General features: G+C 65.8%; 16 protein-coding genes and 1 pseudogene. All 17 read right to left on the reverse strand.

The genetic code is table 11. From position 1 onward, the window contains the following. Position 1: 1 nt before the first annotated feature. Complete coding sequence (locus tag AOZ49_RS05525; protein ID WP_054474562.1) at positions 2 to 931, reverse strand: glycosyltransferase family 2 protein; 930 nt, start codon at positions 929 to 931, stop codon at positions 2 to 4. Next, positions 928 to 3,207 (reverse strand): glycoside hydrolase family 5 protein, encoded by a 2,280-nt coding sequence (locus AOZ49_RS05530; RefSeq protein ID WP_054474563.1) that lies wholly within the window; start codon positions 3,205 to 3,207, stop codon positions 928 to 930. The genes AOZ49_RS05525 and AOZ49_RS05530 overlap by 4 nt, the downstream gene beginning before the upstream one ends. Beyond that, positions 3,204 to 4,598 (reverse strand): O-antigen ligase family protein, encoded by a 1,395-nt coding sequence (locus AOZ49_RS05535; RefSeq protein WP_054474564.1) that lies wholly within the window; start codon positions 4,596 to 4,598, stop codon positions 3,204 to 3,206. Before AOZ49_RS05535 ends, AOZ49_RS05530 begins: the two co-directional genes overlap by 4 nt. Before the next feature lie 11 nt (positions 4,599 to 4,609). Then, the gene (locus AOZ49_RS05540) at positions 4,610 to 5,587 is read right to left on the reverse strand and encodes a CpsD/CapB family tyrosine-protein kinase (RefSeq protein ID WP_054430948.1); all 978 of its coding nucleotides are present in this window, start codon (positions 5,585 to 5,587) and stop codon (positions 4,610 to 4,612) included. Continuing rightward, positions 5,584 to 6,969 (reverse strand): GumC family protein, encoded by a 1,386-nt coding sequence (locus AOZ49_RS05545; protein ID WP_255353676.1) that lies wholly within the window; start codon positions 6,967 to 6,969, stop codon positions 5,584 to 5,586. The genes AOZ49_RS05540 and AOZ49_RS05545 overlap by 4 nt, the downstream gene beginning before the upstream one ends. Before the next feature lie 183 nt (positions 6,970 to 7,152). Continuing rightward, entirely contained in the window at positions 7,153 to 7,434 is a 282-nt protein-coding gene (gene rpsQ / locus AOZ49_RS05550) for a 30S ribosomal protein S17 (RefSeq protein ID WP_006216549.1), read from the reverse strand. Between the two features lie 2 nt (positions 7,435 to 7,436). Then, complete coding sequence (rpmC, locus tag AOZ49_RS05555; protein WP_003806912.1) at positions 7,437 to 7,628, reverse strand: 50S ribosomal protein L29; 192 nt, start codon at positions 7,626 to 7,628, stop codon at positions 7,437 to 7,439. A gap of 13 nt (positions 7,629 to 7,641) precedes the next feature. After that, the gene (gene rplP, locus AOZ49_RS05560) at positions 7,642 to 8,058 is read right to left on the reverse strand and encodes a 50S ribosomal protein L16 (RefSeq protein ID WP_006389610.1); all 417 of its coding nucleotides are present in this window, start codon (positions 8,056 to 8,058) and stop codon (positions 7,642 to 7,644) included. A 2-nt stretch (positions 8,059 to 8,060) separates the two neighbouring features. Continuing rightward, the gene (rpsC, locus tag AOZ49_RS05565) at positions 8,061 to 8,852 is read right to left on the reverse strand and encodes a 30S ribosomal protein S3 (protein ID WP_054474566.1); all 792 of its coding nucleotides are present in this window, start codon (positions 8,850 to 8,852) and stop codon (positions 8,061 to 8,063) included. Between the two features lie 9 nt (positions 8,853 to 8,861). Beyond that, positions 8,862 to 9,191 carry a 50S ribosomal protein L22 gene (rplV, locus tag AOZ49_RS05570; protein ID WP_006389608.1) on the reverse strand — a complete coding sequence of 110 codons (330 nt, stop codon included), beginning with the start codon at positions 9,189 to 9,191 and terminating at the stop codon, positions 8,862 to 8,864. Positions 9,192 to 9,194: 3 nt separating this feature from the next. Continuing rightward, a complete protein-coding gene (gene rpsS, locus AOZ49_RS05575; RefSeq protein WP_006216555.1) occupies positions 9,195 to 9,470 on the reverse strand; it encodes a 30S ribosomal protein S19 in 276 nt (91 codons plus the stop codon). Positions 9,471 to 9,482: 12 nt separating this feature from the next. Further along, positions 9,483 to 10,310, reverse strand: coding sequence for a 50S ribosomal protein L2 (rplB, locus tag AOZ49_RS05580; protein ID WP_054430952.1), 828 nt, complete (start codon positions 10,308 to 10,310; stop codon positions 9,483 to 9,485). After that, positions 10,311 to 10,607: a 50S ribosomal protein L23 gene (gene rplW, locus AOZ49_RS05585; RefSeq protein ID WP_006216557.1), complete on the reverse strand. Its 297-nt coding sequence runs from the start codon at positions 10,605 to 10,607 to the stop codon at positions 10,311 to 10,313. It lies immediately after the preceding gene. After that, positions 10,604 to 11,221, reverse strand: coding sequence for a 50S ribosomal protein L4 (gene rplD / locus AOZ49_RS05590; RefSeq protein WP_006389605.1), 618 nt, complete (start codon positions 11,219 to 11,221; stop codon positions 10,604 to 10,606). Before rplD ends, rplW begins: the two co-directional genes overlap by 4 nt. Before the next feature lie 4 nt (positions 11,222 to 11,225). Further along, positions 11,226 to 11,915: a 50S ribosomal protein L3 gene (gene rplC, locus AOZ49_RS05595; protein WP_006392074.1), complete on the reverse strand. Its 690-nt coding sequence runs from the start codon at positions 11,913 to 11,915 to the stop codon at positions 11,226 to 11,228. Between the two features lie 333 nt (positions 11,916 to 12,248). Next, a complete protein-coding gene (gene rpsJ, locus AOZ49_RS05600; RefSeq protein ID WP_054474567.1) occupies positions 12,249 to 12,560 on the reverse strand; it encodes a 30S ribosomal protein S10 in 312 nt (103 codons plus the stop codon). Between the two features lie 73 nt (positions 12,561 to 12,633). After that, positions 12,634 to 12,698: pseudogene (locus AOZ49_RS32355) on the reverse strand (elongation factor Tu); the annotation flags it as partial.

Below are 12,698 nucleotides of genomic sequence, written 5' to 3' on the forward strand. Positions count from 1 at the left end.
CTCAAGCGTACTCTTGGTAATGCCCGCCCCACAGGACGGACAGTTTTCCGTAGTTGGCATAAGCGCGACCCAGCCAGTGCACCGCGTGATGCCGGCCCAGCGGCCACGATACCAGCGCCAACACGCCGGCGACGGTCATCTGCGTCACCGCCCGCGCGTAGAACACCACCCGGCGCATGATCGCGGGGCGACGGCTTCCCAGCCGGCCCGCTTCGAAGTGGATGGCGAAATCCTGCCCGCCGCGCAAGGCGCGCTTCAGGATCCACCGGGTCCGCATGCGGCTTTCGGGCACCGGCTCCGTGACGTGGGCCTCGTCGCACCAGATCAGGCGCGCGCCCTGGCCGACCAGGCGCATCAGCATGTCGCCGTCCTCGCCGCCGGTCAGGCCATAGGCCGGATTGAAGACCTGCGCCTGGCGCCGCAGCCAATCGGCCGCGATGAAGAAATTGCCGGTGCGCAGGGCATTGCGCGGCACTTCCTCGCCGGTGCGGAAACGCGGCCATTCATAGAAACGGCCGCGGCGCACCCAGGCCGGCGCGCTCGCCGGGATTTCCGGCACCACCGGCGCCTGCACCCCGTCAGCGCCATGATCGCGGGCCGCCGCCGCCAGCAGCGCCAGCCATTGGACCGGCGCGCGCTCGTCGTCGTCGATCATCGCCAGCCAGTCGCCACGCGCCAGCGCGACCGTCATATTGCGCGTCAGGGAAATATTCTTCTCGGGCTGCACGGCGTAGTCCAGCGCCACGCCCCGCGCCTCGAACGCGCCGCGGTGCGCCTCGACCACGGCCCGCGCGCTGCCCGCGACGTCATTGTCCACCACCACGATCTGGGACGGCGCCAACGTCTGCGCCGCCAGGTCGTCCAGCAGTTGGCTCAGCATGAGCGGCCGCCGATAGGTGGGGATGCAGACGCTGATGGGACCGAAGCTCATGGCGCATCCTCGAAGACCAGTTCATACCAGGGACTGGCGCCGTCATCGCGGGCCTGCACCCGCACGCGCACGCCGTCGGCGCCCGAGCTCGCCTCGGCGGCCGGCAACGCGGCCCGGCGGCGGCCTTCGCCATCCAGCGGATAGACCGACAGCCGGCCGCCGCGCGGCGCCAGCCCCAGCAGCGCCGGCGTGCGGCGCAGCCAGGCCGGCGGCCGGGTGGCGTAATCGCCCGACGGGCCGGCCGAACCGGCATCCGGCTCCAGCGTGGACCAGGCGCCCTGGCCACGATAGGGCACCCGCATCTTGGGCCGGGCCGGCATCGAGCCCGGCTGCGTGCCGGTGGTGTCGTTGCCCAGGCCCAGCAGCATATGCCGCGACCGCGCCAGTGGCTGGCCGTCCAGCGGCGTCAGCATGGCGCTGGCCGCGCCCGCCGCGTCGAACTGCATCCAGACCGACGGGCCGCCGATACGGCCGCTGCCGGTGGCGCCGAACACGGCCCACAGGGCCGGCGCGTCGATCACGATGCGGCCCGCCGACGCGTCGTGGCTCAGCAAGGGCGTCGCGTTCGGCAGACCCGGCAGCGCCGCGTCGGGCGCCGCGGCCAGGTCCAACCCCACCCGGCCCTGCAATGCCCATTGCGGCTTTGCGCCCAGGCCATCGGCCAGGCCGGTGGTGATCGCATCGAAGCGCCGGTCGGCGCCCAGCCGCAGGCGCTGCTGCGGACCCACCGGCAAGGCGATCGCGTCGGGCAGCGCGGCCAGCAGCGGCTGGCGGAACAGCAAGGCGCTCTGGCCCGCCAGCGCCATGCGCCCCCAATCGCCGCTCAGCGCGAAGCGCGATGGCGACTGCGGCAGGCGCTGGGCATCGCTGTAGTCGAAGTAGAACAGGCCATCCCAGTCCTGCAGGGCGCCCACCGCGCTCATCAGCGGCAGGATCTCCGCGCCACGGGGGTTGGGGAAAGGCTGGTTGAATTCGCTGACCACGAACGGCCGCCTGGCGTCGCGCCGCAGCGACAGGGCCAGCACGCGGTCGAACTCGTTGCCGCTGGCAGTCAGGTCCGGGATGCGCCAGTCGTCGTTGGCCCGGATGTCCGGATGGCCGACGTAGAAGTGCTCGTCGATATAGTCCATGGCGACCTGGGAATCGAAATTCAGCAGGCCGCCATAGCCCATCTGCGTGCCGGTCACCGGCACCCGCGCGTCGGTGCTCTCGTGCACCACGCGGCGCAGGCGCTCGAAATAGGCCTGGTCGGTCGCCGCCAGGAACAACAGGAAATCGCGTTCGCGCAGATCCACCTTGGCATCGCTGCCGAACCACGCGCTGACGCGCCGCGCGATGCCCGAACGCAGCTGCGCCAGGCCGCTCTCGTAGAGCGGCTGCTGCTGGCCCGGCACCGGGAACTCCACCGCGTTGTCGTTGCCGCCCGCGCATCCGCCCCAGGCGGCGCAGGCCTGCGCCAGCGACCCATGGCGCTGCATCAGCCAGGCGCGCCACTGCTTGCGCAGTTCGGGCGCATAGGCCGACGGAATCGCCGCCAGCCAATCCGGCCCCAGCCACGCCGCCAGCAGCGACGACTCGTTGTTGAGCTCGACCATGGCGAGCGCCGGATTGTCCTTCAGGCCCAGCGCCTGGATCAGCCGCCGCGCGTAGTCTTCCTGCATCGCGATCAGGCGCGGGTCGTACACATGGATCGGCGCGGTCAACGGCGGCATGTCGACGCCGCCGTCCAGCGCCGGCAGGCCGTCCACGCGCGGGCGGAAGCGATAGCCCACGTGCAGGTTCAGGTTGACGTAGATGCCCTCGCGCGCCAGCGCCTCGATCAGGCCCCGCAGCCGCGCCACCGCCGTCGGGCTGAAGGTCGGAAACGGCCCCGTGGTCAGGATGCTGATCGGCGCGTCCGGATAATCCGACGGCAGCGAATCCAGATGATGCAGACGCACCGCGTTGAAGCCCAGCCTGCGCAACTGCCGCGCCAGCGTGGCGGCCTCGATGGAATCAGGGAAGTTGGCGCCGAACGTCAGGTTCACGCCGAAGAACCGCACCCGCGTGTCATCGCCCGCGCCCGGCTGGCCGTCGGCGCCGACACGATGGAAATGCCCGTCGCGCACGACAATGCGCGAAGCCGCGTCCAGCGACCGGTTGAGCGCCGACACATCCGGCGCGCCCGACAGCGCCGCCGGATTCATCTCGAAGCCGAACCAGCCCGCGGGCGCGGCCGTCGCGGCGCTCATCACCCACATCAGCGCCAGAACCAGCACGGCGCGCCAGCGCATCATGCCTCGCGCTCCCGGCGGATGGCGTAGGGCCGCGCCGCGGCGGCCCGGACAGGCGGCGGCACCGGCTGGGACTCCACCGCCGCGCGCCGCCGCCAGCGTTCCATCGCCAGGCGGCCGCTGATCGCCAGCGACGAATAGATGAACATGATGTTCTGGAAATTGGTGTCGCGCAGGATCTGGCTTTCCGAGAAATTACTGACCATGATCGTCACGCAGATGCCCAGGTGCATCGCCGCATCCTCGCGGTCGATCTTGAACAGCCGCATGATGCTGACCACGTGCCACAGCAGGCAGCCCAGGAACAGCCCCATGCCGACCTGGCCCAGGTCCAGCAGGATATCGATGTAGCCGTTGTGCGCCTGCCCCGGCAGCCAGCCCAGCTTGTCGGCGATGAACTGCGCCGGACCGCCCTCGCCCACCCAGAAGGCGCTGTAGCCGATGCCCCAGACGGGATGCCGCTGGATGGCCATGTCCACCAGCGCCCAGATCTCGCCACGGCCGGTCAGGTCATTGCTCTTGTTGAACAGCGACGTGACCACCAGCACCACGTCGTCGACCCGCGGCATGCGGCCCACCGCCACGTAGAACATCAGCAGGAAGTACAGCGCCACCAGCAGCGCGCCCAGCATCAGGATCTGCCCGGTATGACGGCCGCCGAAGAATCGCTTGCGCGTCAGCAGGTAGACCCCCGCGCCCAGCCCCGTCACCAGCATGGCGGTGGCGCTCTTGGCCATCACCAGCATGAACACGCTGAACAGCAGCCCCACCGCGCTCAGGCGCCGGATCGACGGCGTCATCAGCCATTCGCGCAGCCACAGCAACACGGCGAAGCCGGCGATCGAGCCCAGCATGTTCTTCTGCCAGGTGATGCCGCGCCAGGCATTGCCCAGCAGGGTGTCCACCCCCATGCTCGGAATGAACACCGCCACCAGGCACGACAGCACCAGCACGATCGTATAGGTGCCCAGGATCACGCGCAGGAACTGGCGCGGACTGCTGAAGGGCGGCGCCACGGTCAGCCCGATCAGCACCAGGCCCGCGAAAATGATGGTGCGCTTGATCGTGATGTCCGGATACGGCGACCAGGCCGCGCTGGCCAGGCAATAGAACACCAGCAGCATCAGGAACAGATTGGACGCGCGCAGGTTCATGAGCGCGGGGCGGACGTGATGCCAGAGCACGAACAGCGCGCCCAGGAACAACGACCCGTACTGCACCTGGCGCAGCATCGAACCCTGTTCGATGGTGTGGTTGGCTTCCGGGCCCACCGCGTTGACCGACAGCGTGTCCGGCACGATGGCGAACAGCAGGCTCAGCCCCACCAGCAGCCAGACGGCCCAGCGGTCGCCCCGGCTCTGTCCGCCAACCGCCACGACCGCGGGCGCGCCCATGGCCGCGCTCCTCAACGCCGCAGCCGCGCCGGCAGGAGCGCGCGCAGCCGGTCCTTCCAGCCCTGCGGGGCATCCGGCTCGTATTCGTTGTAGACCGTGCCCAGCACGCGCACGCCGGCCGTCTCCAGCACCTCCGCGGTACGCGTCAGGGCGCTCAACGACGTCACGTCCTTGCGCGCCACCAGCACACAGGCATCCACCTGGCGCGCGATGCTCTGCGCATCCGAGGAGTGGGCCGCCGCCGGCGTGTTCACGATGAAGATCTCGTACTGGTCGGCATAGGCCGCCAGCAGGCGGTCCAGCGCCGGTTCGCGCAGCAGTTCGGCCGGGTTGGGCGGCTGCGGCCCGGCATCCAGCACGCCCAGCGTCGGAAAGCCCGGCACGGCGCGGCTGTCGCCCGCCGGCGCGCGGCCGGCCAGGATCGAGGACAGACCCGCGCCGCTGGCGCCGCCCAGGATATCGTCCTGGCCGCTGGCGCGCAGATTGGCGTTGACCAGCAACGTGCGGCGGCCGGTCTGCGCGAACGCCAGCGCCAGGCTGGCCGACAGGTAGGCACGGCCCTCGCTGTCATCCGGGCTCACCACCGCCACCGCGATGCGCGGCAGGTCTTCCAGGCGGATCGAGATCTCGGCGCGCACCTGGCGGATCGCCTCGGCCTCGCGGCTGAACGGCGCCGCCGCGATCGCCAGATGGATATCCCCCTGCTGCGCCGGGGCATAGTCGTAGCGATACTGTTCGGCCAGCACCGACTGCACCCGCGCTTCCGACACGAAACCGAGCTTCACGGCGGCCTGGCCGAAGCGCAGGCGCTCGGCCTGCTGCAGCTGGACCACGTGCTGGACCTGGTCCTCGGTCAGCAGCCCCAGGCGCACGAAGCGCTCGCCCATCTTCTCGCCCGGCACGGTATCGGGCGCCTGGCTCGGCGCCATCTCCGCGGCCTGCTGCTGATTGAGCCGGTCAAACAGGGGACGCAGCGTGGAATCGCTCATGACGTCACCGTCGCGGGAGTCGGGTTACGGCCGATGCGGCCCAGCACGGGCTGGCGCGTGTTGCGCTCCAGGTCTTCGGCGCAGCGGATGCGGCGTCGGCTCAGTTCCAGCAGCATGGCCAGCGCCAGGCCCGCCAGCAGGCCCACCACCAGGCCCAGCGCCAGGCTGCTGCGCACCTTCGGGCGCGACGGCGAGGTCGGCACGTCGGCCGCGCGCAGCACCGCCAGGTTGGGCAGGGAGATGTTGCTGGCCATCAGGATGCCGTCGTACTTCTGCAGGGCGGTCTGGTAGACCTGCTCGACGCCGGCGAACTGGCGCCGATAGGCCGCGATGCGATCGCGCTTGGCCATCTGGTCCAGGACCTTGGCGCGCTGCGCCTCGATGTCACGCTGCAGCGCCGCCTTCTGGGTCTGCAGGCGTTCCAGCTCGCCGCGCTGCGCCTCGATGGCGGCTTTGGACTGGCGCGAGATATCGGCCAGCATCTGCGACCGTTGCGCCAGCAGCCCCGCCACGGTCGGGTGCCTGGGCCCCAGCGAGCCGCGCAATTGGCCGAGCTGGTGATCCACCACCGTCAGGCCGTTGCGCAGGTCGTTGATGGGCGCGATCTGCCCCACCTCGGGCAGGTCCTCCGGACGGATGCCGCTCTTGAGCAGGCGTTCGGTGGTTTCGTTGCGCGCCTTGGCGGCCTCCAGCTGCGCGTCCAGCGTCAGCATCGACGTCGTCATGTCGTTGAGCGTGCGCACGTCGATATCGCCGCCGGTCTGCTCCGTATCGACGATGCCGGTCTCCTGCTGGTAGCGCGTCAGCTTGTCCTGGATCGCGTCCACCTCGCCGCGCAACTGCTCCAGCTGCGCGGAATACTGTTCGCTGCGCGCGCGCGCCGCCGCCGACGAGATGTTCTGGCTGACCGCCAGGTAGGAATTGACCACCGCGTTGGTGAACTCGCGCGCCTTCTGCGGCGTATTGGCGGAGAACGACACCGTCAGCACGCGGCTGTTCTGCTGCTTGACGACTTCCAGGTTGCGGCGGATGTACTCCACCAGGTCGTTGTGCGCCTTGGTGCCCTGCGCCGCGTCCGGTCCCGACAGCAGCTCCAGGGTCGAGATCACATGGTCGGCGACCGCCTGGCTGCGGATCATGTCGATCTGCGTCTGCATATAGCTTTCGTCGAGCAGCGCTGAAAACGAGCGTCCGTTGATCGGGTCGTTTTCGCGGTAGTCGATGAAGACGTCCGACGATGCCGTCCACACGCGCGGCAGCACCAGCAGCAGCAGGCAGGTCAGCGCCAGCGTGACCAGGGTCACCCGGGCGACCAGCCGCGCGCGGGCGGCCAACATTGCCCACACCTGATTCAACGAGAGCAGACTGTATTCGGGAGTCACGGCGGGATCTGGAGTCAGCGTGGCGTAATAGCTGATTCTACCGGAGAGTCCGATCTGGGGGCCAGATGGGAAAAATACCGGAAATAAAACGCCCGATGACGATATTTATGGCAAAAAAAAAGGCAAGGGCCTGAGCCCTTGCCTTTCTAGCCCGGAACGGCAAGCCGTTCCGAAAGCTGGCACTTAGATGATACGTGCGGCTTCAACCAGACGCACCACGCGCCACGACTTCGAGCGCGAGATGGGACGGCCTTCAGCGATTTCAACCGTATCGCCTTCGTTGTACTGGTTCGACTCATCGTGCGCCTTGTACTTCGCGGAACGCATGATGATCTTGCCGAAGATGGGGTGCTTGACGCGGCGTTCAACCAGAACGACGACAGTCTTGTCCATCTTGTTGCTGACGACCTTGCCGACCAGCGTACGCTGGCGCTTGGCCACTTGGGTGTTTTGAGTTTCGCTCATCTTTATTTCCCTGCCTTCTCGGTCAGCAAGGTACGCACGCGCGCGATGTCGCGGCGCACGTTACGCAGCTGGCTGGTGTTGGCAAGCTGCTGCGTGGCCTTCTGCATACGCAGACCGAATTGTGCCTTCAGCAGGCTTTCGAGCTCTTTGCCGAGCTCGGCGGCGTCTTTCGAACGGAGTTCGCTGGCTTTCATGTCTTAGTACTCCTTAAGCACCGATATGACGCGCGACGAACGTGGTCGAAATCGGCAGCTTGGCAGCGGCCAGGCGGAAAGCTTCACGCGCGAGCTCTTCGCTAACCCCTTCCATTTCGTAGAGCACCTTGCCGGGCTGAATCTCGGCGACCCAGTACTCCGGGTTGCCCTTACCGTTACCCATACGGACTTCGGCAGGCTTCTGCGAGATGGGCTTATCCGGGAAAATGCGAATCCAGATGCGGCCGCCGCGCTTGATGTGACGGTTGATGGCACGACGAGCGGCTTCGATCTGGCGAGCGGTCAGACGGCCACGGCCGGTGGCCTTCAGACCGAATTCGCCGAACGACACGTGGGTACCACGGGTCGCCAGACCGGTGTTGCGGCCCTTCTGCTCTTTGCGATACTTTCTGCGAGAGGGTTGCAGCATGGTTATTCTCCTTCAGGCGCCGGAGCAGCGTCCGCCTTGCGGGGACCACGGCCACGACCACCCGGACGACCGGTGCGAGCACCGTCCGGACGATCACCACGCGGAGCGCGGCGCGGACGACGTTCTTCTTCACGCGGGGCGGCGGTTTCCGGCGGCAGTTCGCCGTTGGCCAGCATGTCGCCCTTGTAGACCCAGACCTTGATGCCGATCACGCCATACGTGGTGTGGGCTTCGGAGGTGCCGTAGTCGATGTTGGCCTTGAGGGTGTGCAGCGGCACACGGCCTTCGCGATACCACTCGGTGCGAGCAATTTCGATACCGTTCAGACGGCCCGAGCTCATGATCTTGATGCCTTGGGCACCCAGACGCATGGCGTTCTGCATCGCGCGCTTCATGGCGCGGCGGAACATGATGCGCTTCTCGAGCTGTTGCGAGATCGAGTCGGCGATCAGTTGAGCATCGGTTTCCGGCTTGCGGATTTCTTCGATGTTGACGTGCACGGGCACGCCCATCAGGCGCTGCAGATCAGCCCTCAGGCTTTCGATGTCTTCGCCGCGCTTGCCGATCACCACGCCCGGACGAGCCGAGTAGACGGTGATGCGGGCATTCTTGGCGGGACGCTCGATGATCACGCGACCAACGGAGGCGCTCTTGAGCTTCTTCTTCAGGTACTCGCGGACGCGGATGTCTTCGGCCAGCATGCTGCCGAAGGCCTTGTCGTCGGCGAACCAACGCGAGGACCAATTACGGGTGACCGCGAGACGGAACCCAGTGGGGTGAATTTTCTGACCCATCGTGACTCCTTAAGCTCCGACCTTGACCGTGATGTGGCAGGTCTGCTTCTCGATACGGTTGCCGCGGCCCTTGGCGCGAGCGGAGAAGCGCTTCATCGACTGAGCCTTGTCCACGAAGATCGTGGTGACTTTCAGTTCGTCGATATCGGCACCGTCGTTGTGCTCGGCGTTGGCGATGGCGGACTCGACAGCCTTCTTCAGGATGGCGGCGGCCTTCTTCGGCGAGAAGGTGAGGATCTCGAGCGCACGGCCGACCTTCTGACCGCGGATCAGATCCGCAACCAGACGCGTCTTTTGAGCGGAGATGTGAACCCCACGGATAATGGCAGTAGTTTCCATCGCTTACCTCTTCGCCTTCTTGTCCGCGGCGTGACCCTTGAACGTACGGGTCAGCGCGAACTCGCCCAGCTTGTGACCGACCATGTTCTCGTTGATGTAAACGGGAACATGCTGCTTGCCGTTGTGCACAGCGATCGTCAGACCGATGAACTCGGGCAGGATCGTCGAGCGACGCGACCAGGTCTTGATCGGCTTCTTGTCTTTGCCCGCGACGGCCGTGTCCACCTTTTTGATCAGGTGAGCATCGACAAACGGGCCTTTCTTGATCGAACGTGACATAGTGTTCGCCTCTTACTTGCGCTTGCGCCGTTGGACGATCATATTGTTCGTCCGCTTGTTGCGACGGGTCTTGAAACCCTTCGCCGGGGTGCCCCACGGGCTGACCGGTTCGCGTGCTTCACCGGTACGGCCTTCGCCGCCACCGTGCGGGTGATCGACCGGGTTCATGGCGACGCCACGAACCGTCGGGCGAATACCGCGCCAACGCATTGCACCGGCCTTGCCGATTTGGCGCAGGCTGTGTTCTTCGTTACCGACTTCACCGATGGTGGCACGGCACTCGATGTGCACACGGCGGACTTCACCCGAGCGCAGACGCACTTGAGCGTAGGTACCTTCGCGGGCCAGCAGGACGGCGGAAGCGCCGGCCGAACGGACCATCTGGGCACCCTTGCCGGGCAGCATTTCGACGCAGTGAATCGTCGTACCCACCGGGATGTTGCGGATCGGCAGCGTGTTGCCGGCGCGGATCGGGGCTTCGACGCCCGAGATCAGCGTGGCGCCCACTTCCAGGCCGCGCGGAGCGATGATGTAACGACGCTCGCCGTCGGCGTAGCACAGCAGAGCGATGTGCGCCGTACGGTTCGGGTCATATTCCAGACGCTCGACCTTCGCGGGGATGCCATCCTTGTCGCGACGGAAGTCGACGACACGGTAGTGTTGCTTGTGACCGCCGCCACGGTGGCGGATCGTGATGTGACCGTTGTTGTTACGGCCCGAACCACGGGTCTTCTTTTCCAGCAGCGGCGCGTAGGGCTCACCCTTGTGCAGGTTCGGGCTGACAACCTTCACCATGCCACGGCGGCCAGCCGAAGTCGGCTTAACTTTTACGAGGGCCATTTACTTCACCTCCGCAAAGTCGATTTCCTGGCCGTCCTTGAGCGAGACGTAAGCCTTGCGCTCATTGCGACGGCGGCCAACGAATCGGCCAAAGCGCTTGACTTTGCCCTTACGGTTGAGGACCTGCACGGACTCGACCTGCACCTTGAAGAGCAGTTCGACGGCAGCCTTGATTTCCGGCTTGGTAGCGTCAGCCACGACACGGAAAGCGACTTGCTGATTCTTCTCAGCGACGAACGTGGCCTTTTCGGTCACGATCGGAGCCAGAATGACTTGCATCAAGCGTTCAGCGTTCATCCCAGCATCTCCTCGAGTTGAGCGATGGCCGGCTTGGTGATCAGCACTTTCTTGTAGTGGACCAGCGACAACGGATCGGCATAACGGGGCTCGACAACGGCAACGTGCGGCAGGTTGCGGGTGGCGAGGTAAACATTTTCATCAACGTTGTCGGTGATGATCAGGACCGAGTCCAGGCCCAGGCTCTTCAGCTTTGCAGCGGCAGCCTTGGTCTTGGGCGATTCCAGATCGAACGATTCGACGACGGCGATGCGGTCTTCGCGAGCCAGCTGCGACAGGATCGAGCGGATCCCGGCGCGGTACATCTTCTTGTTGACCTTCTGGCTGAAGTTCTCTTCCGGCGAGTTCGGGAAAATCCGACCACCGCCACGCCACAGCGGCGACGAGGTCATACCGGCGCGAGCGCGGCCGGTACCCTTCTGGCGCCAGGGCTTCTTGGTCGAGTGCTTGACTTCCGAGCGATCCTTCTGAGCGCGGTTGCCGGCACGGGCATTGGCTTGGAAAGCCACCACGATCTGATGAATCAGCGCTTCGTTGAAGTCACGGCCGAAGATCGTGTCGGGCGCGCTGAAAGTCGCGGCCTGACCTTGGTCGTTCAGGAGCTTGAGATCCATTTACTTACGCTCCCTTCTTGGCCGGGGCCTTGATGGCCGGACGCACGACGATGTCGGCGCCAGCGTGGCCGGGGACAGCGCCCTTGACCAGCAGCAGGCCGCGCTCAACGTCAACGCGAACGACGTCGAGGTTTTGAACGGTGCGGGTGACATCACCCAGGTGACCCGCCATGCGCTTACCCGGGAAAATGCGGCCCGGATCTTGAGCTTGGCCGATCGAGCCGGGAACGCGGTGCGAACGGGAGTTACCGTGCGAGGCGCGTTGCGAGCCGAAGTTGTGGCGCTTGATGGTACCGGCAAAGCCCTTACCAATCGTGGTGCCCGTGACGTCGACCTGTTGGCCGGCTTCGAACACCGATTCCACGGCGATCACGGAACCGGCCGCAAATTCAGCGGCGCGAGCGGGATCAAGGCGGAATTCTTTGAGGATGCTACCGGCTTCAACGCCGGCCTTGGCGTAGTGGCCCGTTTGTGCTTGCGGCACGCGCGAGGCGCGACGAGCGCCATAAGCCACCTGGATCGCGGCGTAGCCGTCGGTTTCCAGCGACTTAACTTGGGTCACGCGGTTGTTCGACACGTCCAGCACGGTCACCGGGATGGATTCACCTTCCTCGGTAAAAATGCGGGTCATGCCGACCTTGCGACCCACCAGCCCCAGCCGATGAGCGGCGGGCGTGGGTGTCGAATTCGACATCGTTTTCTCCATTCCCGACTGCGATTGGTCGGGGCTAATCAGGCAAAAGGTAACGGCCTTTGCCCTACGACTATGTTCAACCTGGCTTGGGGTTGCTCGCCCGGAAAATCCCGGATTTGCGCGCGCCTCACCATAGTTAGACCTGCCACAAAATGGCAAGCTTGGCATATTAGCATGTTTTTTCCAGGCAGCACAAGCACTTAGCGTAAAAGGCCGCCGGCCCCGCCCGCCGCGCGCCAGGCTGTGGCGCAAAAACAAAATGGCCGCAGTCCCGAAGGATTGCGGCCATTCTTCACAAGTCCACTGGCGAAGGTAGCGGACTCGCGATACGCCTTACTGCAGCGCGATTTCGACGTCGACGCCGGCCGGCAGGTCCAGACGCATCAGGGCGTCAACGGTCTTGTCGGTGGGATCAACGATGTCCATCAGGCGCTGATGGGTACGGATTTCGAACTGGTCACGCGACGTCTTGTTGACGTGCGGCGAACGCAGCACGTCGTAACGACGAATACGCGTGGGCAGCGGCACCGGGCCGCGGACAACGGCGCCCGTGCGCTTGGCGGTGTCGACGATTTCAGCGGCCGATTGATCGATCAGCTTGTAATCGAAAGTCTTCAAGCGGATACGGATCTTTTGGTTTTTCATGGCGTTTCCTAAAGAACGAGGGGCGAGGGCGGCAGGCGCCCCCGCTGGTTGTGTGCTGCTTAAGTGATCCGAATTACTTCAGGATCTTGGCGACGACGCCGGCGCCGACGGTACGACCGCCTTCACGGATGGCGAAAC

Source organism: Achromobacter sp. 2789STDY5608615, assembly GCF_001298995.1.
GTDB classification, from domain to species: Bacteria; Pseudomonadota; Gammaproteobacteria; order Burkholderiales; family Burkholderiaceae_B; genus Achromobacter; species Achromobacter insuavis.

Excerpts from the sequence above, each read along its gene's own strand:
- rpsQ (WP_006216549.1), bottom strand. The coding sequence starts at position 7,434 with ATGAGCGAAACTCAAAACACCCAAGTGGCCAAGCGCCAGCGTACGCTG.
- rpmC (WP_003806912.1), bottom strand. The coding sequence starts at position 7,628 with ATGAAAGCCAGCGAACTCCGTTCGAAAGACGCCGCCGAGCTCGGCAAA.
- rplD (WP_006389605.1), bottom strand. The coding sequence starts at position 11,221 with ATGGATCTCAAGCTCCTGAACGACCAAGGTCAGGCCGCGACTTTCAGC.
- rplP (WP_006389610.1), bottom strand. The coding sequence starts at position 8,058 with ATGCTGCAACCCTCTCGCAGAAAGTATCGCAAAGAGCAGAAGGGCCGC.
- rpsC (WP_054474566.1), bottom strand. The coding sequence starts at position 8,852 with ATGGGTCAGAAAATTCACCCCACTGGGTTCCGTCTCGCGGTCACCCGT.
- AOZ49_RS05530 (WP_054474563.1), bottom strand. The coding sequence starts at position 3,207 with ATGATGCGCTGGCGCGCCGTGCTGGTTCTGGCGCTGATGTGGGTGATG.
- rpsJ (WP_054474567.1), bottom strand. The coding sequence starts at position 12,560 with ATGAAAAACCAAAAGATCCGTATCCGCTTGAAGACTTTCGATTACAAG.
- rplC (WP_006392074.1), bottom strand. The coding sequence starts at position 11,915 with ATGTCGAATTCGACACCCACGCCCGCCGCTCATCGGCTGGGGCTGGTG.
- rpsS (WP_006216555.1), bottom strand. The coding sequence starts at position 9,470 with ATGTCACGTTCGATCAAGAAAGGCCCGTTTGTCGATGCTCACCTGATC.
- AOZ49_RS05535 (WP_054474564.1), bottom strand. The coding sequence starts at position 4,598 with ATGGGCGCGCCCGCGGTCGTGGCGGTTGGCGGACAGAGCCGGGGCGAC.
- AOZ49_RS05525 (WP_054474562.1), bottom strand. The coding sequence starts at position 931 with ATGAGCTTCGGTCCCATCAGCGTCTGCATCCCCACCTATCGGCGGCCG.
- rplB (WP_054430952.1), bottom strand. The coding sequence starts at position 10,310 with ATGGCCCTCGTAAAAGTTAAGCCGACTTCGGCTGGCCGCCGTGGCATG.
- rplV (WP_006389608.1), bottom strand. The coding sequence starts at position 9,191 with ATGGAAACTACTGCCATTATCCGTGGGGTTCACATCTCCGCTCAAAAG.
- rplW (WP_006216557.1), bottom strand. The coding sequence starts at position 10,607 with ATGAACGCTGAACGCTTGATGCAAGTCATTCTGGCTCCGATCGTGACC.
- AOZ49_RS05540 (WP_054430948.1), bottom strand. The coding sequence starts at position 5,587 with ATGAGCGATTCCACGCTGCGTCCCCTGTTTGACCGGCTCAATCAGCAG.